A 21,259-nucleotide genomic window follows, 5' to 3' on the forward strand; every position below is an offset into this window, starting at 1 on the left:
CTCTTCCCTGCGGCGCGCTCTGCCGCTCACGCCGGGTCAACCGTGAACAGGAACGGTCGTCCATGCTCCTGCGAATAGGCTCGCACCGCCTGCAGGAACGCTACCGCCGAGTGGGACAGCATCGCATCGCGGCGGTGGACCAGGCGAAGCTGACGCTCCAGCCGGACCTCAGGGATCGGTACCTTGACCAGCTCGCCGGCTTCGATCTCCTGCGCCGCGGCCAGCTCCGGCAGAAACGCGACGCCGTTGCCCATCGCGACAAAGCGCTTCACCGCCTCGAGGCTCGGCAGCTCTACCCCAATGTTGAGCGGCGTCTTGTGCTGCTCAAAGGTCGCGATGATCTGCCGCCGCAGTGGCGACGCGACGTTGTGCGCAACAAAGTTCTGCGCGCCCAGCTCGCGCAGCGGCACGCGTTTCCTGCCGGCCAGCGGGTGCTTTGCATGGACCACGAACGCCACGCCATCCAGATAAACGAGCGTCGAGCGAAACTGCTCCGGGTCCGGACGGAACGAGAGCACGCCCAGTTCCGCGCGACGGGTCAGCAAATCCTCCGGCACGCGGCTCGCAAGCGTGCGCTGCACAGAGAGCGACACATGCGGCGCGACGCGCCGGAAGCGATCGAGCAGCGGCAGCAGGTAGAGCGTGGTGTACTCGTTGGCCGCGAGGCTCAGGTGGCCGCGTTCGAGGCGCTTCAGCTCGCGGACGGCGCTCTCCGCCTCGACACGCAGCCCCACCATGCGGCTGGCATAGTCGCGCAGCACATCGCCTGCCGCCGTGAGCGAGCCGTCACGCTGCGCGCGGTCGAACAGCGGCTCACCTAACTCGACTTCGAGTTTGCGGATGACCTGGCTGACCGCTGGCTGCGTGCGGGACAGCCGCTGCGCCGCGCGGGAGAAGCTGCGCTCTTCGACAACGGCGAGAAAAGTTTCCAGTTGCTGCAGGTCCATAAGAGAAGCTCGCGGCCCCGCTTTCGCAGAGGGGCCACATAAGAGAAACTAATCATAACTCCAATAACAATAAATTTGCATTATGCAACATGATCCCCCAAGATGGTGTTCGAGGACTCTCCATGGCGAACCAAGACGGAATGGCAGGGGCCGGCCCGCAGGCAGGTCCCTGCGACCGCATCATCTTCTTTGACACCACGTTGCGCGACGGCGAGCAGTCACCCGGCTGCAGCATGACGACTGCCGAAAAGATCGAGATGGCGCATGCTCTTGAAGATCTCGGCGTCGATATTCTCGAGGCCGGCTTCGCGATCTCCTCCGATGGCGACTTCAATGCGATCCGCGCGATCAGCAAAGCAGTCAGCCGTCCGATTGTCGCCTCACTCGCGCGCGCCCGCTCGCTCGATGTCGAACGCGCAGCGCGTTCACTCGACCTCGCGAAGCGCGCCCGCATTCATACATTCCTCGCCAGCTCCGACCTGCACCTTGAAGTGAAGCTGAAGATCACGCGACAGCAGGCGCTCGACCAGGCAGTCGCCGCGGTGCGCCAGGCGCGCAGCTACGTCGATGACGTGGAGTTCTCTGCGGAGGACGCGACGCGCAGCGACATCGATTATCTTGCTGAACTCGTCGCCGCCACGATCGATGCAGGTGCCACCACCATCAACCTGCCCGACACAGTCGGCTATTCAACCCCAGATGACTACGCCCTGATGTTCACGGAGATTCTGCGCCGCGTTCCTGCAGCCGCGGGCATAACGCTGTCGGCGCATTGCCATGACGATCTCGGCATGGCCGTCGCCAACAGCCTAGCCTCGCTGGGCGCCGGGGTGCGGCAGATCGAATGCACCATCAATGGCATCGGCGAGCGCGCCGGCAACGCCGCACTTGAAGAGATCGCTGCGGCCTTGATGGTGCGGCGCGACAAGTACCCTTATCGGCACTCGCTCGACAATGCACTGCTCTACTCGACCAGCCAGATGCTGGGCGAGCGCATCAGCTTCCGGCCTGCGCCGAACAAAGCAGTGGTGGGCGCAAATGCGTTCGCGCATGAGGCTGGCATTCATCAGCACGGCATGCTCGCGAACCCACTCACCTACGAGATCATGACGCCGGCCTCTGTCGGTGTGCCGTCGAACAGCATGGTGCTGGGCAAGCACTCCGGCCGGCACGCGCTCTCGCACCGCCTCAGTGAACTCGGGCATACGCTCACCGCCGAGCAGCTCGATGCGTTCTATCACCGCTTCGTCGAACTGGCGGATCGCAAGAAGGCAGTCTATGACCAGGACCTGATCGCGCTGGCAGCACAGGTCAGCACACCCGCACTTGTGGCGGTCGAGGCAGCGCAATGAAGCTGAAAGTTTTGGTAGTCGCCGGCGACGGCATCGGTCCTGAGGTCACGCGCGAAGCCGTGCGCGTGCTGCGCAGTGTGGCCGATGCGGGTGGTCATGAGTTCACGTTTACCGACGCGCTGATCGGCGGAGCCGCGATTCGCGCCGAGGGCACCCCGCTCCCGGCGAAGACGCTCGAGCAGGCGAAGGCGAGCGATGCTGTGCTGCTTGGCGCTGTCGGCGGTAACGAGTTCAACTCGCTGCCGCCCGATCGCCGGCCCGAGGCGGGCCTGTTGCAACTCCGCCAGGCGCTCGGCGGCTTTGCCAATCTGCGGCCCGCGTTTGCCCATCCTGCGCTCGCTGCCAATTCCCCACTCCGGCCGGAGGTTATCGAAGGGGCAGACATCCTGTTCGTGCGTGAGCTGCTCGGCGGCCTCTACTTTGGCCAGCCGCGCGGCTGGCAGCGCGAAACCAACTCCGCCTGGAACACGATGCGCTACACGCGCGATGAGGTCGCCCGCGTCGCTCGCATCGCCTTCGAGCTGGCCATGCAGCGACGGCGCAAGCTCACCTCGGTCGATAAGGCGAACGTGCTCGAGACTTCGCAGCTCTGGCGCGCCACAGTCACCGAGATCGCACAGCAATACCCGCAGGTCACGCTCGAGCACCAGTACGTCGACGCCTGTGCCATGCACCTGATGAATACGCCTCGCAATTTCGACGTCGTTCTCACAGAGAACCTCTTTGGTGACATTCTTTCGGACGAGTCGGGCGTTATCACGGGTTCGCTCGGCATGCTGCCGTCTGCCACGATCGGTGGTGCTGTCAACCTGTACGAGCCGGTGCACGGCTCAGCGCCGGACATTGCGGGGAAGGGCATTGCGAATCCGCTTGGCGCCATCCTGACCGCGGCCATGCTGCTGCGTCACTCGGCACATTTGGAAGCAGAAGCGCAGGCCGTCGAAGCAGCCGTGCGCAGCGCGCTCGAGAGCGGGCATCGCACCGCCGACCTGCTTCGCGCCGGCGACCCGCGCCAGGCTGCCAGTTCCACGCAGGAGATGGCGGCGCTGGTAAACAGTATCCTGAATGACACGCTCGAGCGGCACCAGTCGCTGCACGCTGTCTAGCTCTCCACTTTCGCAACGAGGAATCGAAGCTTCATGTCACAGCCGCAAACACTTTTCGAGAAGGTCTGGCAGAAGCATGTCGTCGCCGAGCCCGCGGGCGAGCCGACGCTGCTCTACATCGACCTGCACCTCGTGCACGAGGTAACCTCGCCCCAGGCCTTCGAAGGCCTGCGTCTCACCAACCGTCTCCTGCGCCGTCCGGATCGTCATATCGCAACGGTGGATCACAGTGTGCCCACCACCAGCGTGCAGGATCGGCTGGTGATCGCTGACCAGATTGCCGCGCGCCAGGTGGAAGCGCTGCGCCGCAACTGCGCCGAGTTCGGCGTCGAATTCTTCGACGTGCAGGATGCAAGCCAGGGCATCGTGCACATGATCGGGCCAGAGCTGGGCGCCACCAAGCCCGGCATGACCATCGTCTGCGGCGATTCGCACACCTCCACGCACGGCGCGTTTGGGGCACTCGCCTTCGGCATCGGCACCTCGGAGGTCGAACATGTAATGGCGACCCAGACGCTGCCGCAGTCGAAGCCACGCACATTCCTCATCCGCGTGGAAGGTGACCTGCCCGCCGGCGTCACCGCGAAGGACATCATCCTCGACATCATTGGCCGCATCGGCACCGACGGCGCGACCGGCTATGTCGTCGAGTACGCGGGTTCAGCCATTCGCGCGCTCTCCATGGAAGAGCGCATGACGGTGTGCAACATGAGCATCGAAGCGGGCGCGCGCGCCGGCATGATTGCCGCCGACGAAACGACGTTCGCCTACCTCAAGGGCCGGCGCTTCTCTCCGCACGGAGAGGCATGGGACGACGCCGTTGCGGAGTGGCGTACGTTGCGCTCCGATGAGGGCGCGCCGTTCGACCGCGAGCTTGTCATCGATGCCGCCGACCTGGCGCCGAGCGTCACCTGGGGCACATCGCCCGGCATGGTCACACGGATCGACAGCACCGTTCCCGCACTCGAAAGTACGGCCAGTGAAGCCGACCGTAAGAGCTATCAGCGCGCGCTCGAGTACATGGACCTGAAGCCCGGTCTGCCGATGGAAGCAATCGCGGTCGACCGCGTCTTTATCGGCTCCTGCACGAATGCGCGCATCAATGATCTGCGCGCTGCTGCCGGGGTCGTGCGTGGACATCACGTCGCCACCACGGTGCGCGCAATGGTCGTCCCCGGATCGCAGGATGTGAAGCAGCAGGCGGAGAAGGAAGGGCTTGATCGCATCTTCCTCGACGCAGGATTCGAGTGGCGCGAGCCGGGCTGCTCCATGTGTCTGGGCATGAACCCGGACATCCTTGCACCCGGCGAGCGCTGCGCGTCCACCAGCAATCGCAATTTTGAGGGTCGCCAGGGCCGCGGCGGACGGACGCATCTGCTCTCACCCGTGATGGCCGCGGCAGCCGCGATCACCGGGCACCTCACTGATATCCGGAAGTGGCCTGCAGCGGCATCGCCCGCGGCTGCGGAGCCCGCTTTCGCGAAAGAAGGAGCCCGCTGATATGGAGCCGATTCGCACGTTCACCAGCACCGCTGCGCCGCTGCCCTTCCCCAACATCGACACCGATCAGATCATTCCCAAGCAGTTTTTGAAACGCATCGAGCGCACCGGCTACGGTGATTTCCTGTTCTACGATTGGCGTCGCATCCAGGATGGAACGCATGCCGGCGAGCCCAACCCGGAGTTCGTGCTGAACAAACCAGAGCATCGCAGCGCGCAGATCCTGCTGGCAGAGAAAAACTTCGGCTGCGGCTCCTCACGCGAGCACGCTGCGTGGGCGATCCAGCAGTACGGCTTTCGCGCAGTGATCGCGCCCAGCTTCGCCGACATCTTCTATTCGAACGCCGGCAAGAACGGCATCGTGCTCGTGCGCCTCACCGAAGCCGAAGTGCACACGCTGCTCGACCGCGTCACACAGAATGCGCAGCACGCGATCACCATCGACCTCGAACAGCAGACTGTGACCGATGCCGCTGGCTTTCATGCGCACTTCGAAATGGATCCCTTCCGTAAGGAATGTTTGCTGCATGGCCTCGATGACATCGGGCTGACACTGCGTCACGCTGCCGCGCTCGATGCGTACGAGCAGCAGCATGATCGGGAACCCTGGTTTGCGCCAAAGGCAGGTATCGCATGAGCAGCACAACGCACACGAACGGAGCCAAGCGACGCTCCGCCGCACTGACCGAGGGGCCGAGCCGGGCCGCTGCCCGCTCCTATCTGCGCGGCGTCGGGTTCAGCAAAGACGATCTGCACAAGCCCATCATCGGCATTGCCAACACATGGACCGAGATCGGCACCTGCAACGTGCATCTGCGCGACATCGCCGAGGCCGTGAAGCAGGGCATTCGCGAAGCCGGCGGCACTCCGATGGAGTTCAACACGATCACTATCTCGGACGGAATCACGATGGGCACGCCGGGCATGAAGGCATCGCTCATCTCGCGTGAGGTGATCGCCGACTCGGTCGAGCTGGTGGCGCGCGGGAATCTATTTGACGGCATAGTCTGTATCGCTGGTTGTGACAAGAACATGCCGGGCACCATCATGGCCATGTGCCGCCTCGACATCCCTGGGCTGATGCTCTACGGCGGCTCGATCGCGCCCGGCAAGCTGAAGCAGCCGGATGGCAGCCTGGTCGACATCACCATTCAAAATGTCTTCGAAGCGATCGGCTCGCACGCGGCCGGCCGCATCACGGACGAGCAGCTCGAAGCGGTCGAAGCCGCAGCCTGCCCTGGCCCGGGCGCCTGCGGCGGCCAGTTCACGGCCAACACCATGGCGATGGCCGGCGAGTTCCTCGGCATCTCACCCATTCAAATCTCGGGCGTGCCAGCCACACACCCGGAGAAGTTCTCATCCAGCCGCGAAGCTGGCCGGCTGGTGATGGAGCTGGTGCGTCGTGACCTCCGGCCATCGCAGATCATCACGCGGCAGGCGCTCGAGAACGCCATCGCCGCGGTCTGCGCGTCCGGCGGCTCCACCAATGCCGTGCTGCACCTCATCGCCATCGCGCGCGAGATGGGCCTCGAGCTCACGATGGAAGACTTCGACCGCATCAGCGAGCAGACGCCACTCATCTGCGATCTGACCCCCGGCGGCAAGTACGTCGCTAAGGACTACCAGGAGGCCGGCGGCTCACGCGTACTGGCGAAGCGCCTGCTCGATCGCGGGCAGCTTCAGGACACCATGACGGTGACATGCCGCTCGCTCCACGAGGAGGCGAACGCAGCAGAGGAGACACCCGGCCAGGTCGTGATCCGCGCATGGGATCAGCCTCTCAAAGCAGTCGGCGGCCTTGTGATTCTGCGCGGCAATCTTGCGGCCGACGGATGCGTAGTCAAGGTCGCAGGGCACGAGCGCCTCTTTCATCGCGGGCCGGCGCGCGTCTTCGACAGCGAAGACGATTGCTTCGCTGCGGTCGAATCCGGACAGATTCGCCCGAACGACGTGCTGGTGATCCGCTACGAAGGTCCGCGCGGCGGCCCAGGCATGCGCGAGATGCTTGCCGTCACGGCTGCGATCAAGGGCATCCCGGAGCTCTCTGACACGGTCGCATTGCTCACGGACGGCCGCTTCTCCGGTGCGACGCGCGGCCTGATGGCAGGCCACGTTGCCCCCGAGGCGCAGCTTGGCGGCACCATCGCTGCCGTACGCGAAGGGGATTCGATCGTCTTTGATATTCCCAACCGCAAGCTCACGCTCGAGGTGCCGGACGCTGCGATTGCAGCCCGACTGAAGGCATGGCATGCGCCGGAGCCGCGCTACAAATCCGGGGTGTTCCGCAAATACGCGAATACAGTCAGCTCCGCCTCGCTTGGTGCAGTGACGCAGTAGACAGACAGGAAAGGTGCGCACGATGAGCACAGATCCGAAGCACACATTGCCGGCGACCACCGCGGACGGACACACTCTGCTCACCGGGGCGGAGATCACGTGGGCCACGCTTGAAGGCGAGGGCGTGCGCGAGGTCTTCGGCTACCCGGGGGGCGCCATCCTGCCGATCTACGACGCGCTCCGCAAATTTCCCATCCGTCACATCCTGGTGCGGCACGAGCAGGGGGCCGCGCACATGGCCGATGGCTACGCGCGCGCATCCGGACGTGTCGGCGTGTGCATGGCGACCAGCGGTCCCGGTGCGACCAATCTGGTGACCGGCATCGCCACCGCTATGCTTGACTCGATCCCGCTGGTCGCGATCACGGGTCAGGTCTCATCGAAGGTGCTCGGCTCCGATGCGTTCCAGGAGATCGACATCACGGGCATCACGCTGCCGATCACCAAGCACAATATCCTCGTCACGCGCGCGGAGGAGATCGCGCCGGCGCTGCGACTTGCTTTCCAGATCGCGCAAGCCGGCCGACCCGGCCCGGTGCTGGTCGACATCACGAAAGACGCGCAGCAGGGCACAGCCTCATTCTCGTTCGCCGCAGCAGCCCCGCCTGCCGCACGCCCCCACCCGATGCTGCGCGCAGAGTCCGCGTCGATTCGCCAGGCAATCGCACTCATCCAGCAGGCGAAGCGACCGATCCTCCTCGCAGGCCACGGCATCACGCAATCCGGCGCGGAGCAGCAGGTGATCACCTTCGCGGAATCACAGCAGATCCCCGTCGCCTCCACGCTGCTCGGTCTCGGCAGCTTTCCCGCGGCGCATCCGCTGCACCTCGGCATGATGGGCATGCACGGCGAGTCGTGGGTCAACCAGGCTATCCAGGAGGCGGACCTGCTGCTCGCCTTCGGTATGCGCTTCGACGACCGCGTCACCGGCAACCTCGCGCACTATGCTCCACAGGCAAAAAAGATCCACATCGAGATAGATCCCGCGGAGATCAACAAGAACGTCAAGGTGGATGTCGCGCTGATAGGCGACCTCCGGGGCGTCTTAGGGACGCTGCTGCCGCTCCTGCCCCGGCGGCAGGACAGCGGGTGGCTGCGCCAGATCAACAGTTCTAAGGGAACCGCGGCGGTCCGCGACATCATCAACCTGCCCGATAATGGCCACCTCTATGCCGCGCACGTAATCCATGACATCTGGCGCGAGGCGCAGCGCGCCGGTCGCGAACAGGACACCATCATCGTTACAGATGTGGGCCAGCACCAAATGTGGGAGGCGCAATACTTCAAGCATGAGGCAGCGCGCTCGCTGGTGACCTCAGGTGGCCTTGGCACGATGGGCTTCGCGCTACCCGCAGCGATCGGCGCGAAGATAGCCTGCCCGCACAAGGATGTGTGGGTGATCGCCGGTGATGGTGGCTTCCAGATGACCGCAGCCGAGCTCACGACCATCGTGCAGGAGCAACTCTCGATCAACATCGCGATCATCAATAACGGTTTTCTTGGCATGGTGCGGCAGTGGCAGGAGGCGTTCTACGAGAAGAACTATGCGGCGTCGCCCATCCTGTCGCCTGACTTCGTCAAGCTCGCCGAGGCCCATGGCATCGCCGGTGCGCGCGTCACCAGCCGCCGGGAGGTGGTGCCTGCCATCACCGCGGCCCGTACATCGCAGCAGCCCTTCCTGATCGAGTTCCAGGTGGAGAAGGAAGACGCGGTGTACCCGATGATCGCCCCCGGCGCCGCCCTGCACGAGATGGTACGGCGGCCGCAGCGCGACCCGCTGCTTGAAACCGCGGAGGACGAGTAGATGCTCCACACCTTCGTCGCCCTGGTCGAAGACAAGCCGGGCGTGCTGACGCGCGTCGCTTCCCTCTTCCGCCGGCTCAATATCAACATTGTCTCGCTCACCGTGGGCGAATCGGAGCGGCCGGACACCTCGCGCATGACCATCGTCTGCGATGCGCACGAGCATGCCGCGCATCGCATCCGCGCATCGCTCTACAAACTGGAGACGACGGTGCACGTGGACGAAGTGGATCGCGCCGGCGCCGTCGTTCGCGAGCTCTGCCTGATGAAGGTTGCCGTCGGTCCGTCCATGCCGCACGGACCGGGCTCGCGCTCGCAAATCTTCGAACTGGCCAACGTCTTCCGCGCGCGTGTGGTCGATCTTGCGCCGGAGTCCATCATGCTCGAAATGACCGGCAGCTCTTCAAAAATCGAGGGCCTCATCCAGGTCATCACCGAGTCCGGCTACACCATTCTCGAGGTCTCGCGTACCGGCCGCATGGCCATGCGGCGCGGGCATCACACCAGCCGCGTTCTCTCCGCCCTCGGCACGCGGCCGAACGGCCACGCCCCCGACCTCCCGGACTTCAACGACAAGCCCGAGGCGGCAGAGTTCCTCCCCAACGAGTTCGAAAACGTGCACGAGGAAGAGATTTAATCTTGTCCGTGCCTTTCGTGTTGCACTTCACGTCCATGAACCATCCGCGCATCGCAGCCGCGCGCTGATCCGCATTTCACGTCCACAGCAGGACGTCATAAGAGAAGGAGCATCATGCCCAAGGTATTTCACGATCAGGACGCAGACCTCTCGCTGATCCAGTCGAAGAAGGTCGCCGTCATCGGGTACGGTTCGCAGGGCCACGCCCACTCGCTCAACCTGAAGGATTCGGGCGTCGATGTCTGCGTCGGGCTCGCGGCCAACAGCAAATCCCGCAGCAAGGCAGAAAAGGCTGGCCTGCGCGTGCACACAGTTGCAGACGCGGCCGCGTGGGCCGACGTGATCATGATCCTGGTGCCGGATCAGACGCAGGCCGCCGTCTACAGCGAGCACATCGCTCCGCACCTCAAGCGCGGCAAGACGCTGCTCTTTGCACATGGCTTCAACATCCACTTCGGCTTTATCCAGCCGCCGGCGGAGATCGACGTCGCTCTGGTCGCGCCCAAGGCGCCCGGCCATCGCGTGCGCGAGCTCTTCACCGAGGGCGGCGGCGTCCCCGGCCTGATCGCGGTCCACCAGGACGCGAGCGGCCACGCCCAGGCGCTGGCGCTGTCCTACGCGCGCGGCATCGGCTGCACCCGCGCCGGCGTGTACGAAACATCGTTCCGCGAAGAGACGGAGACTGATTTGTTCGGCGAGCAGGCCGTGCTCTGCGGTGGAACGGCGGCGCTGGTCAAGGCTGGGTTCGACACGCTGGTCGAGGCTGGCTACGCGCCCGAGATGGCCTACTTTGAGTGCCTGCACGAACTGAAACTGATCGTGGACCTGATGTATCGCGGCGGCCTCAGCTACATGCGCTACTCCATCTCCGACACGGCCGAGTTTGGTGACTACACGGCAGGCCCGCGCATCGTCACCGATGCCACGCGCGCAGAGATGAAGAAGATCCTCGCGGAGATCCAGAGCGGCGCCTTCGCGCGTCGCTTCATGGAAGAGAACCGCACCGGCAGGCACCAGTTTGAGAAGTACCGCTCTGCTGAACGTGGTCACAAGATCGAGCAGGTCGGCGCAACTCTGCGCGCCGCCATGCCGTTCCTCGATCCGGTCACGGCACCGTCGCAGTCGCCCTCGGCCGAACCCGAACCGGTCGTCAATGCCTAGGAAACAAGAAGGGGCGCCATCGAGCGCCCTTTGATTGCTCGACATCGCACCGCGGCAAGGTTTGCATCCCCACCTGTCCCGTTCCGCTCTATTACGGATATGGGCCGCTTCGTCCGCACGTTCGTCGCGACCCTCTTCCTCGCTGGAGGGCTTGCGGTGCCCCAGACACAGGCGCAATGCGCGGATCACCCAACCACCCTCGCCGCCATGCACGGCTGCTACCGTGTCCTGCTCGTCGCCGGGTCCGGGGCGGAGGACAGCGCGCTTCGCGAACAGATGCAGCAGCTCAGCGCAGACCCGGACGGCCTGCGCGAGCGCAACCTGCTGATCGTGCCAGTCGGCGGTGCCGTGCAGGCAGCGCCGTCGGCCTCGGGCTTGCCTATCGCCGCACTCGAGGAAGCGGAGTCCCGCAACGTGCACGAGCGATTCCGTATTCACGAGACATTCACAGTCATTCTGATCGGCAAGGACGGCACTGAGAAGTTGCGCAGCCAGCGCCCCCTGACGCTCGATCGGCTCTTCGGCACCATCGACAGCATGCCGATGCGGCGACACGAAATGCGGGAACGCCAATGAGTCCCGCTCCGTACCTTTGTCATCCTGCCGCAAGGACCCGGCTCGCTTCACAGCCGGGTGGTCTACCATAGTTCCCTGAGGAGCCGCATCGTGAGCGAGAGCCTGATCGATCAGCCGCCGGTCACCACCACCGACCGCGTTGCCGTGCTCACGGACGCGCTCCGAAAGCTGGCGCCACTGCAGGGCATGACGGACGACGAGTACCACTGGCTGGCCACGCACGGCCAGGAGCGCTGCGTTCGCGCCAACGGGATCCTGTTCCAGCAGGGCGACCCCGCCACCCATATGTCAATCCTGCTCACCGGCGAGATTCAAGTGAAGCGCGATCGCAGCAACGGCGCACCGCTGCTGTTCAATGGACGCGCGGGACAGCTCACTGGCCTGCTTCCCTTCTCCCGCATGCAAACTCAGGGCGGGCAGGGCATCGCGACCACCGACGTGTGGGCGCTCGAATATGAGAAGTCGATGTTTCCGGAGATGCTCGCCGCTGTGCCGTCAATGGCACAGCGCGTCGTCAGTATTCTGCTCGATCGCTCGCGCGAGGTCACCCGCATCGAGCAGCAGTCGGAGAAGCTCACCGCGCTCGGCAAGCTTGCGGGCAATCTCGCCCACGAGCTGAACAATCCCGCATCGGCGGCGCAGCGCGCGGCCTCCGGCATGCGCAAGGAGCTCGAGATCTTCGGCCGGGGCCGCTTCAGTCTCGGCTCGCTCTGCTTCACGCAGGATCAGGTCGATCTGCTCTGCGAATGGGATCGCAGCATCCTCCACTCCTCGGGCCGTCGGCCGGAGCTCACCCCGGCTGACGTCGCGCTGCGGGAGGAGGCCATCCATCACTGGCTCGAGGAGCGGCATGTGCCGAATGCCTCGCGCATCGCGCCCGAGTTTGCCGAGGCGGGCATCAGTCCTGAACAGCTCGACGCCCTGCCCCCGTTCCTCACGCCGGAGAACACAGCGATCCTCCTGGGCCAGCATGCCTCCACGCTGCGCGCGGAGCGCATGGCCGAGGCGATGCTCGACTCGACCGCGCGTATCTTCGACCTGATCAGGGCGATCAAGGACTACTCGTACATGGACCAGGCGCCCATTCAGGACGTGTACGTGCCGCAGAGCATCGAGAACACGCTCGCCATGCTCCAGTCCCGCCTGCAGCACGTGAAGATCGTGCGCGAGTACGAGGCGAACCTGCCGACCATCTCCGCCTATGGCAGCGAGTTGAACCAGGTCTGGACGTTGCTGCTTGAGAACGCACTGGACGCCATCAACGATCGCGGCACCATTGTGCTGCGCGGCCGGCACAATTCCGACATGCTGACCATCGAGATCGAGGACGACGGCCCCGGCATTCCGAAGGAGCTGCAGGCGCGTGTCTTCGAGCCCTTCTTCACCACGAAGGCGCCCGGCCACGGTCTTGGCCTCGGACTCGATACAGCACAACGCATCGTGCGCCTCCACCGCGGCTTCCTCACCCTGCAGAGCACACCGGGGGTCACCTGCTTCCAGGTCTCGCTACCCCTGCAGCAAACGGGCGCGTACTAAGCGCGATACCTCGTCTTGACGCATGTGCCGCTTTCCCCTAGCCTCAAGGCCATGACCTACCCCTGCGGCGGACGAATGCCTATGGCCATGCCCACCCTAGCCGGTGTGCAGTCTGCGCCTGGGCTTTAACGCTCCGCTCGATCGCAGACCAGCCGGCTAGGGACCCGCGACGCTCCTGACTCCTTCCCTGCGCAAGGGATGGTTCCCTTCCATGAGCCTGGCTCTCCTCACCTTGCCGGAGGTGATCTGTTGAAGTTTGAAACCCTGCTGCTGAGCTTCGATCCTGCCCCGGGCGACCGTTTTCGCCCCGCCAATACGCCCATCTACCAGACCGCGACCTTTCGCCAGGATTCCGCGACCGGCTTTGGCGACTATGACTACACGCGCAGCGGCAACCCGACGCGCGCCGTGCTCGAGACGCAGCTCGCGCTGCTCGAATCGGGATCACGCGCCTTCTGCTTCGGCACCGGCCTCGCCGCCATCACGGCCGTCACGCGGCTGCTCCAGCCGGGCGATGAGATCCTCGCCTGCGACGATCTTTACGGCGGCACCTATCGCCTGTTCTCGCGCATCCTCGCCAAGCGCGACATCACAGTGCGCTACGCCGACTTCAGCGACGAAGCCGCCCTTCTCGCCGCGCTTACCCCGAAGGTGAAGCTGCTCTACCTCGAGACGCCCACCAATCCGCTGCTCCAGATCCTCGATCTCGAGAAGATTGCCGCCCTCGCCCATCGCCACGGCGCGCAGGTTGCAGTCGACAACAGCACCATGTCGCCCTACCTGCAGCGCCCGCTCGAGCTGGGCTGCGATATCGTGATCCACTCGGCGACGAAATTTCTCGCTGGTCACAGCGACGTCATGGCTGGCGCCGTCATCGTGAAAGATACCGCGCTCGCCGAAGAGCTCTATCTGATCCAGAATGGCGAAGGCGGCGGTCTTGCACCGTTCGACAGCTTCCTCGTGCTGCGCGGCATCAAGACACTGGCGCTGCGACAGAACGCGCAGCAGGCCAACGCCACCGCGCTCGCCCACTACCTTCAGCAGCACGCTGCCATCACCGATGTCTACTTCCCCGGGTTGGCCACGGGCGAGGCCGCAGCGATCCACAAGCGCCAGGCCAGCGGCCCGGGGTCGGTGCTCAGCTTCCGTACCGGCGATGCAGAGCTCTCACGGCGCCTGGTCGAAGGCTGCCGCCTGCTCACGATTACCGTCAGCTTCGGCGGCGTGAACTCGACCATCAGTCTGCCCAACTACATGTCGCATGCCAGCATCCCCGAGCATCTGCGGCAGCAGAAGCAGATTCCGCGCGATTTGGTGCGGGTCTCGGTGGGTATCGAGGCTATCGAAGATCTCGTCGCCGATCTCGAACAGAGCCTGGCCGCAGCGCAGGCCATGCAGAGCGACCAAAAACCCTAAAGGGCTTTCGCAGCCGCGTCCGCGGTCCGTACCTGGCGAAAGCTTCGCTTCAATTGCGAAACCAGGTCGAGGCCGGACTCGCGATACCAGCGCATATGCGCATGGTCGAACGCGGCACAGTAGAGCGTGGCCGCCAATTCGCAACGGCCACGGTCGCCGCGATACGCTTTGCGACGCACCAGCTCCGCGCTCAACGCGGGTGCCCATCCGTGAACACAGTAGAGAAACTGCCCGCGCAGACACGGCTGCTCGAACATCAGCTTGATCATCTCCTTGGGCTTGCGCAGATGCTCGGGATCTTCACGGATGAGCGCGAGGAATGCTTCTTCGAGCGCGAGCAGCGGTGGCGTCGTTCGCGGCGCGGCGGCAAACCGCTCAGCCACGCGCTCGCCGAACCGGTCCACGCTGAAAGCCAGCAGTTGCTCCTTGGTTGGGAAGTAGCGGAAGAAAGTCCGCCGCGACACGCCGGCACGTCGGCTGATCTCTTCGATCGTCGCGCGCTCGAAGCCCAGTTCGCCGAACAGCTCCCAGGCGGCGTGCTCGATCTCCTCGAGCACGAAGGCGTGCTTGCGGTCGCGCAGTGAGCCCGCGTCCTGACCCTTGCGGCCGGTCAGCTTTTGTTCCGTCGCGGTCTCTTTATAAACTTGCACGTTATGCAGAGTATGGCACAATGTGCCAGATGTTCGGAGTGAGCAGATTCCGTGAGTCCACCCGCGTGGTGGCCTCATCTACTCCGCAGAGCAACTACCCTGCCGCGCTCCCGTTGCGCTGGCTCCCTCTTTGACTGCAACACTTTCCGGGATGGCTCCAATGACGTCTAGATACCTCCACGCCCCGTCGCGCTCCGAGTCCGGCACAAGCCCGCTGGCCGGCTGCCCCTCCGCGGCCTTTCTCCTGCTTCTCGCGGGCATCGCGCTGATTGCCGGCTGCAGCAAGCCAGCGCAGGGCGGCGGACCGCCTCACTTCCCGCCACCGGACGTAGTCACTGCGCCGGTCGCGCAGCGCGATGTGCCGATCTTCGGCGAATGGGTCGCCAACCTGGACGGCTTCACCAACGCGCAGATCCAGCCGCAGGTCTCCGGCTACCTCGTCCGTCAGGATTACAAGGAGGGCTCGGAGGTCCATAAGGGCCAGGTCCTCTATGAGATCGATCCCCGTCCCTTCCAGGCGACGGTCGACCAGGCCCGCGGCCAGCTCGCTCAGGCGCAGGCGCAATTGCAACTTGCGCAGATCAATGTGAAGCGCGACACGCCTCTTGCCGAAGCGCGTGCCATCGCCCGGTCGCAGCTCGATAACGATCTCCAGACCCAGGCCGCGTATGAAGCAACGGTGAAAGCGCAGGAAGCTGGTGTCGAAACAGCCCAGCTCAACCTCGGCTTCACCAAGGTGCGCTCGCTGCTCGACGGCATCGCCGGGATCGCAACCACGCAGGTCGGCAGCCTGGTCAACCAGCAGACCGTGCTCACGACTGTCAGCCAGGTGCAGCCCATCAAGGTCTACTTCTCGATCAGCGAGCAGGAGTACCTCGCGCTATCGAAGAAGGTGCGCGCCAGCGGCGGCAGCGATCTGTTGCACAGCCAGAACCGCGTCCCGATCGAGCTGACCCTGTCGAACGGCACCGTCTACGGCAGCTCCGGCCGCATCATCTTCGTGGATCGCCAGGTCAACACGAATACCGGCACTATCCGGGTCGCGGCGGCCTTCCCCAATCCGCAAAACCTGCTCCGTCCCGGCCAGTTCGGCCGTGTGCGCGCGCAGACGGACCTGCTGAAAAGCGCACTCGTGGTCCCGCAGCGCGCCGTCTCGCAACTGCAGGGGTCGTATCAGATCGCGGTGGTCAGCAGCGATGACAAGGTTCACGTCCACCCCGTCGTGGTCGGCCCGCAGGTCGGTCAGGAGTGGGTCATCACCAGCGGTCTCAACCCCGGCGATCAGGTTGTGGTCGAGGGCAACGGCAAGCTGGCGGACGGCATGCCCGTGCACCCGAAGCCGGTGAGCGCAGAGCAGGCAGAAGAAGCACCCGGGGCCAACGGCAACCAGGGCGCAGCGACCGGGAGCAAATAAGTCATGTCGAAGTTCTTTATCAACCGGCCCATCGTGGCCATGGTGATCTCGATCATCATGGTCATCGTCGGCGTGGTCGCCATGCTCAGCCTGCCGACGTCGCAGTTCCCGGACATCGTGCCGCCCGAGGTGGTGATCCAGGCGAACTACCCCGGCGCGGATGCGCACACGCTCGAGCAGTCGGTCGCTACCCCGATCGAACAGCAGGTCACCGGCGTGGATCGCATGAATTACATGTACTCCACCAATGCCAACAACGGGCAGACCTCCATCACCGTTGACTTCGGCATCGGCACCAACCCCGACATCGACCAGGTGCTCACGCAGCTCCGCGTCAGCCAGGCCACGCCGCAGTTGCCGTCCCAGGTGAACACCGCCGGCGTGCAGGTGCTCAAGTCCCTGCAGTCGCCGCTCATGCTGGTTGCGCTCTCGTCCCCGAACGGCACCTATGACAGCACGTTCCTGAACAACTACGCGTACATCAACCTGGCCGACGAGCTGACGCGCGTGCCCGGCGTGGCGCGTGCCCAGATCTTTGGCGGACAGTACGCGATGCGCATCTGGGTCAAGCCCGACCAGCTCGCCAAGCTCAGCGTCACCGTGCCGCAGATCATCAGTGCCATGCAGGTGCAGAACAATGTGAACCCTGCCGGCCAGATCGGCGGCGACCCGGTGCCGCAGGGCCAGGAGTTCACTTACACGGTGCGCTCCCAGGGACGCCTGGTCACACCCGAAGAGTTCGGCGACATCATCATTCGCGCGAACCCTGACGGCTCCGTGCTGCGGCTGAAGGAAGTTGCACGGATCGAGCTCGGCGCGCAGTCGTATTCGCTGATCGGCAACTTCAACGGCAAGCCCGCGTCGATCATGGCGCTCTATCAGCTGCCCGGGTCGAACGCCGTCGCAGCTGCGGCCGCTGTCCACAAGCGCCTCGCCGAGCTGCAGACCACCTTCCCGCAGGACATGATCGTGTCCATCCCGCTCGACACGACCAAGGCGGTCACCGCCGGCCTGAGTGACATCATCCGCACGCTCGTCATCGCGCTCGTGCTGGTCATCCTCGTCGTCTACATCTTCCTGCAGGGCTGGCGCGCGACGCTGATTCCGCTGCTCGCCGTGCCTGTCTCGCTCATCGGCACTTTCGTCGTCTTCCCCGCACTCGGCTTTTCGATCAACACGCTGTCGCTGCTCGGGCTGGTGCTCGCCATCGGACTGGTTGTCGACGACGCCATCGTCGTCGTCGAGGCAGTCGAGACGCACATCGAGGAGGGCATGTCGCCCAAGGAAGCCTCGATCGCCGCGATGGAGCAGGTAGCGAGCCCTGTCATCGCGATCGCGCTCATCCTCGCAGCCGTCTTCATTCCGACCGCCGCGGTCCCCGGCATCACGGGCCGCCTCTACCAGCAGTTCGCCGTCACCATCGCGATATCGGTCATCTTCTCCGCATTCAATGCGCTCACGCTCAGCCCTGCGCTGTGCGCCCTGCTGCTCAGGCCGAAGAAAGAAAAGCGCGGGCCATTGGGCGGCTTCTTCCGCTGGTTCAACCGCAGCTTCGAGCGCGTCACCCAGGGCTACGTGCGCACCTCGGGCTTCCTGATCCGGAAGTCTGTCTTCGCGCTGGTCTTCCTCGTCATCGTCTCGATCGGCGTGTACTTCGTCGGGCGCGATATCCCCGGAGCCTTCCTGCCGCAGGAGGATCAGGGCTATCTCTTCGTCGCCATGGTGCTGCCCAACTCCGCGTCCCTGCAGCGCACGATGGAAGCCTCAAAGAGCGTCGAGAAGGTCATCCTCGGCACGCCCGGGGTCCAGTCCATTATCTCGGCGAACGGCTTCAGCCTGCTCAGCGGCACGCAGTCCACCTACAACGCCTTCTACTTCGTCACCCTTAAGCCCTGGGACCAGCGCAAGGCGAAGAATGAGCAGTTCACGGCCATTCAGCAGAACGTCGCTCGGGGTCTCGGCGGCATCAAGCAGGGCCTCGCCTTCTCCTTCCCACCCCCCTCGATCCCGGGCGTCGGCTCCTCGGGCGGCGTGACAGCCATCGTCGAAGACCGCTCCGGCGGTGACCCGCAGTCGCTCACCGACAACCTGAACAAGTACATGGCGGAGCTACGCAAGCGACCGGAGATCGCGGTCGCGATCACCACCTATGCGCCCAACGTGCCGCAGATCTTCGTCGATGTGGATCGCGCCAAGGCGCTGCAGGAAGGTGTCAACCTCGGTGACGTATACCAGACACTGCAGACCTTCATGGGCGGCTACCTGGTGAACTACTTCAACCGCTTCGGGCGGCAATGGCAGACCTATGTCGAAGCCGATGGACCGTCGCGCACCAGCATCAACAACATCGGGCAGTTCTACGTGCAGAACGCATCCGGTCAGTCGATCCCGCTGAGCGCGCTGACCAGCATCCGCCGCATCACCGGACCCGAGTTCACGCTGCGCTACAACGAATACCCCGCAGCGCAACTCAACATCTCTCCCGCGCCCGGGTACAGTTCGGGTCAGGTCAACGCCGCTGTCGAGCAGGTGTTCAAGAACACCATGCCGAGCTACATGGCGCTCGACTATCAGGGCCTGTCCTTCCAGGAGCAGAAAGCCGCGCAGGGCGTCGCGCCAAGCACGGTCTTCGCCATCTCGCTGCTGTTCGTCTTCCTCATCCTCGCAGCGCAGTATGAGAGCTGGGCGCTGCCCTTCGGCGTCCTGCTCGTCACGCCCATCGCGGTGCTCGGCGCCTACCTGGCGCTCTCCATGCGTGGGCTCGAGAATGACGTCTTCGCGCAGATCGGGCTCGTCATGCTGATCGGTCTCTCTGCCAAGAACGCCATCCTCATCGTCGAGTTCGCGCGCTCGGAATATCGCAGCGGCAAGAGCATCTACGACGCCGCCCTGGCTGGTGCCCGGTTGCGTCTCCGCCCCATCCTGATGACCGCTCTCGCCTTCATCCTCGGCTGCATCCCGCTCTGGACCGCGGGCGGCGCAGGCGGTGTCTCACGCCAGATCATCGGCACGGTCGTGATCGGCGGCATGCTCGCAGCCTCCTTCATCGCCATCTTCATCATCCCGGTCACCTTCGCCGTCGTCGAGCAGATCGCGCACCGCTTCAGCCGCGAGCATCGCGACCAGGCCCGGGAGCGCAGCCGCGAGCGTCGCGAGACCGTCACCTCCGGAGGTGGCCTGTGAAGACATTCGCACACATCGCCGCCAGCGCCACCGCGCTGCTGACGGTTGCACTCACCGGCTGTCTCGCGCCGAAGTATCGGCGACCCACGACCAATCCGCCGGTCGTCTACCGTGGCGCGGACACGAACGGCGCCACGCAGGTCAGCCAGACGCCGCACGACCGCGAAGGCAAAGAGCTTGCCGGGCAGCCCGGCAACACCTCGACCAGCGCGCTCTCGCTCGGCGATGAGAAGTGGTGGGAGGTCTTCGGCGATCCCGCGCTGCAGGATCTGATCCGCACCGCGCTCAAGCAGAACTATGATGTGCAGATCGCGGCCGAGCGCGTGCTCGAATCGCAGGCACAGCTCGGCATCACGCGCTCGCAGCAGTTCCCGCAGCTCGGCGTCGGGGCGGGCTACAGCACGCAGCGCTATCCCTCATCCCAGTTCGGCGGCCTTGGCGCCTTCGTCACCCACCTGGGCGAGCTCACCACCTCCGCCTCCTGGAACCCCGACTTCTGGGGCCAGTACCGCAATGCCACTCGCGCCGCGCGTGCGCAACTGCTCCAGAGCCAGTTCAACAAGAGCTACGTCCTCGATACCGTCATCCTGAACGTCGCCACCGGATACTTCCAGCTGCGCACGCTCGACGCAGAACTCGAAATCGCGAAGCGCACTCTCGCCTCGCGGCAGGAGTCGCTCAAGCTGACTCAGACGCTTGAAACCGGCGGCAGCACCAGCCTGCTCGACGTCCGGCAGGCCGAGGAGTTGGTCAGCACTGCCTCCGCCCAGATCCCCGACCTCGAGCGGCAGATCGCGCAGGAAGAGAACGCGCTGCAAACCCTGCTCGGGCAGAACCCCGGCGACATTCGCCGCGGTCTCCCCATCGATCAGCAGCCGCGCATGCCGGTCGTTCCCGCAGGACTCCCCTCCACCCTGCTTGAACGCCGGCCGGACATCCGCGCTGCGGAAGAGGCGCTCATCGCGGCCAACTTCCAGATCGGCGTGGCCCGCGCTGCGTTCTTCCCGTCCATCTCGCTCACCGGCCAGGTCGGCACCGGCAGCAATGCGCTCAACAACCTCTTCACCGGCCCCGGCTTTCTCTACAATTACGGCGCCTCCGCGACGCAGCCCATCTTCGAAGGAGGCCGCCTCCGCAACAATCTGCGCCTGACCGAAGCACAGCAGCGCGAAGCCGTTCTGACGTACAAGAAGACCGTATCGCAGGCTTTTCAGGACGTATCGAACGCGCTAGTCGCCTACCAGAAATACCGCGAGTTCCGTGAGGAGCAGGAGCGGCTGGTCACCGCCTCACGCGACGCCGTCAACCTCTCGACCATGCGCTACAAGGGCGGCTATTCGAGCTATCTCGACGTGCTCACTAACCAGACGACGCTCTTTTCCGGTGAGCTGACACTGGCCTCGGCACGCGAGAACGAGATGCTTACCCTGGTCCAGCTCTATAACGCGCTCGGCGGTGGCTGGCAGCAGTAACCGAAACTGATGCTGTTCTCGACAACGGTCGCCCTCGGGCGGCCGTTGTCTTTGCGCGCTCCACGCCTTTAGCAAAAAGACACCCCTCCGTTACGTTCTCCTTTCCCACTTCCGAACCGCACCCCCTTTGTCGTTCCAAGCTGGCACTTTCGTGGAACAGAAGAGCTCC

At 64.6% G+C, this 21,259-nt stretch carries 16 protein-coding genes; 14 read left to right on the forward strand and 2 right to left on the reverse strand.

Annotation, left to right across the window (positions count from 1 at the left end; all coding sequences use genetic code 11):
• Window positions 1–26: 26 nt before the first annotated feature.
• A complete protein-coding gene (locus AC5IJH_RS05960; protein WP_491901889.1) occupies window positions 27–947 on the reverse strand; it encodes a LysR family transcriptional regulator in 921 nt (306 codons plus the stop codon).
• A gap of 122 nt (window positions 948–1,069) precedes the next feature.
• On the opposite strand from AC5IJH_RS05960, the gene AC5IJH_RS05965 reads away from it, so the two are divergent.
• From AC5IJH_RS05965 to AC5IJH_RS06015, 11 genes are all read left to right on the forward strand, one after another.
• The gene (locus AC5IJH_RS05965) at window positions 1,070–2,299 is read left to right on the forward strand and encodes a 2-isopropylmalate synthase (RefSeq protein WP_491901890.1); all 1,230 of its coding nucleotides are present in this window, start codon (window positions 1,070–1,072) and stop codon (window positions 2,297–2,299) included.
• A complete protein-coding gene (gene leuB, locus AC5IJH_RS05970; RefSeq protein ID WP_491901891.1) occupies window positions 2,296–3,405 on the forward strand; it encodes a 3-isopropylmalate dehydrogenase in 1,110 nt (369 codons plus the stop codon). The genes AC5IJH_RS05965 and leuB overlap by 4 nt, the downstream gene beginning before the upstream one ends.
• Before the next feature lie 33 nt (window positions 3,406–3,438).
• Entirely contained in the window at window positions 3,439–4,905 is a 1,467-nt protein-coding gene (leuC, locus tag AC5IJH_RS05975; protein WP_491901892.1) for a 3-isopropylmalate dehydratase large subunit, read from the forward strand.
• A 1-nt stretch (window position 4,906) separates the two neighbouring features.
• Window positions 4,907–5,542, forward strand: a complete 636-nt coding sequence (gene leuD, locus AC5IJH_RS05980) for a 3-isopropylmalate dehydratase small subunit (protein WP_491901893.1) — start codon at window positions 4,907–4,909, stop codon at window positions 5,540–5,542.
• Window positions 5,539–7,242 carry a dihydroxy-acid dehydratase gene (ilvD, locus tag AC5IJH_RS05985; RefSeq protein WP_491901894.1) on the forward strand — a complete coding sequence of 568 codons (1,704 nt, stop codon included), beginning with the start codon at window positions 5,539–5,541 and terminating at the stop codon, window positions 7,240–7,242. Before leuD ends, ilvD begins: the two co-directional genes overlap by 4 nt.
• Window positions 7,243–7,264: 22 nt before the next feature.
• The gene (ilvB, locus tag AC5IJH_RS05990; RefSeq protein ID WP_491901895.1) at window positions 7,265–9,046 is read left to right on the forward strand and encodes a biosynthetic-type acetolactate synthase large subunit; all 1,782 of its coding nucleotides are present in this window, start codon (window positions 7,265–7,267) and stop codon (window positions 9,044–9,046) included.
• Window positions 9,047–9,682 (forward strand): acetolactate synthase small subunit, encoded by a 636-nt coding sequence (ilvN, locus tag AC5IJH_RS05995; RefSeq protein ID WP_491901896.1) that lies wholly within the window; start codon window positions 9,047–9,049, stop codon window positions 9,680–9,682. It abuts the gene before it with no gap.
• 114 nt (window positions 9,683–9,796) lie between these two features.
• Entirely contained in the window at window positions 9,797–10,843 is a 1,047-nt protein-coding gene (ilvC, locus tag AC5IJH_RS06000) for a ketol-acid reductoisomerase (RefSeq protein WP_491901897.1), read from the forward strand.
• 99 nt (window positions 10,844–10,942) lie between these two features.
• A complete protein-coding gene (locus tag AC5IJH_RS06005) occupies window positions 10,943–11,419 on the forward strand; it encodes a DUF4174 domain-containing protein (protein WP_491901898.1) in 477 nt (158 codons plus the stop codon).
• A gap of 90 nt (window positions 11,420–11,509) precedes the next feature.
• Window positions 11,510–12,955: a sensor histidine kinase gene (locus tag AC5IJH_RS06010; protein WP_491901899.1), complete on the forward strand. Its 1,446-nt coding sequence runs from the start codon at window positions 11,510–11,512 to the stop codon at window positions 12,953–12,955.
• 249 nt (window positions 12,956–13,204) lie between these two features.
• Window positions 13,205–14,371 carry a cystathionine beta-lyase gene (locus AC5IJH_RS06015; protein ID WP_491901900.1) on the forward strand — a complete coding sequence of 389 codons (1,167 nt, stop codon included), beginning with the start codon at window positions 13,205–13,207 and terminating at the stop codon, window positions 14,369–14,371.
• Here the strand turns inward: AC5IJH_RS06015 and AC5IJH_RS06020 are convergent.
• Complete coding sequence (locus AC5IJH_RS06020) at window positions 14,368–15,021, reverse strand: TetR family transcriptional regulator (RefSeq protein WP_491901901.1); 654 nt, start codon at window positions 15,019–15,021, stop codon at window positions 14,368–14,370. The genes AC5IJH_RS06015 and AC5IJH_RS06020 overlap by 4 nt on opposite strands.
• A gap of 160 nt (window positions 15,022–15,181) precedes the next feature.
• Here AC5IJH_RS06020 and AC5IJH_RS06025 point away from each other — a divergent pair, with 160 nt between their 5' ends.
• Genes AC5IJH_RS06025 through AC5IJH_RS06035 form a run of 3 tightly spaced genes read left to right on the forward strand, consistent with a single transcriptional unit; the run spans window position 15,182 to window position 21,090 of the window.
• The gene (locus AC5IJH_RS06025) at window positions 15,182–16,435 is read left to right on the forward strand and encodes an efflux RND transporter periplasmic adaptor subunit (RefSeq protein WP_491901902.1); all 1,254 of its coding nucleotides are present in this window, start codon (window positions 15,182–15,184) and stop codon (window positions 16,433–16,435) included.
• Window positions 16,436–16,438: 3 nt separating this feature from the next.
• Entirely contained in the window at window positions 16,439–19,618 is a 3,180-nt protein-coding gene (locus tag AC5IJH_RS06030; RefSeq protein WP_491901903.1) for an efflux RND transporter permease subunit, read from the forward strand.
• Window positions 19,615–21,090 (forward strand): efflux transporter outer membrane subunit, encoded by a 1,476-nt coding sequence (locus AC5IJH_RS06035; RefSeq protein WP_491901904.1) that lies wholly within the window; start codon window positions 19,615–19,617, stop codon window positions 21,088–21,090. The genes AC5IJH_RS06030 and AC5IJH_RS06035 overlap by 4 nt, the downstream gene beginning before the upstream one ends.
• Window positions 21,091–21,259: the final 169 nt, after the last annotated feature.

The sequence above is a fragment of the Candidatus Dedyshia acidiphila genome (genome assembly GCF_051025295.1).
In the GTDB taxonomy this organism is placed as follows: domain Bacteria; phylum Acidobacteriota; class Terriglobia; order Terriglobales; family Acidobacteriaceae; genus KBS-83.

Excerpts from the sequence above, each read along its gene's own strand:
- AC5IJH_RS05960 (WP_491901889.1), bottom strand. The coding sequence starts at position 947 with ATGGACCTGCAGCAACTGGAAACTTTTCTCGCCGTTGTCGAAGAGCGC.
- AC5IJH_RS05965 (WP_491901890.1), top strand. The coding sequence starts at position 1,070 with ATGGCGAACCAAGACGGAATGGCAGGGGCCGGCCCGCAGGCAGGTCCC.
- leuB (WP_491901891.1), top strand. The coding sequence starts at position 2,296 with ATGAAGCTGAAAGTTTTGGTAGTCGCCGGCGACGGCATCGGTCCTGAG.
- leuC (WP_491901892.1), top strand. The coding sequence starts at position 3,439 with ATGTCACAGCCGCAAACACTTTTCGAGAAGGTCTGGCAGAAGCATGTC.
- leuD (WP_491901893.1), top strand. The coding sequence starts at position 4,907 with ATGGAGCCGATTCGCACGTTCACCAGCACCGCTGCGCCGCTGCCCTTC.
- ilvD (WP_491901894.1), top strand. The coding sequence starts at position 5,539 with ATGAGCAGCACAACGCACACGAACGGAGCCAAGCGACGCTCCGCCGCA.
- ilvB (WP_491901895.1), top strand. The coding sequence starts at position 7,265 with ATGAGCACAGATCCGAAGCACACATTGCCGGCGACCACCGCGGACGGA.
- ilvN (WP_491901896.1), top strand. The coding sequence starts at position 9,047 with ATGCTCCACACCTTCGTCGCCCTGGTCGAAGACAAGCCGGGCGTGCTG.
- ilvC (WP_491901897.1), top strand. The coding sequence starts at position 9,797 with ATGCCCAAGGTATTTCACGATCAGGACGCAGACCTCTCGCTGATCCAG.
- AC5IJH_RS06005 (WP_491901898.1), top strand. The coding sequence starts at position 10,943 with ATGGGCCGCTTCGTCCGCACGTTCGTCGCGACCCTCTTCCTCGCTGGA.
- AC5IJH_RS06025 (WP_491901902.1), top strand. The coding sequence starts at position 15,182 with ATGACGTCTAGATACCTCCACGCCCCGTCGCGCTCCGAGTCCGGCACA.
- AC5IJH_RS06030 (WP_491901903.1), top strand. The coding sequence starts at position 16,439 with ATGTCGAAGTTCTTTATCAACCGGCCCATCGTGGCCATGGTGATCTCG.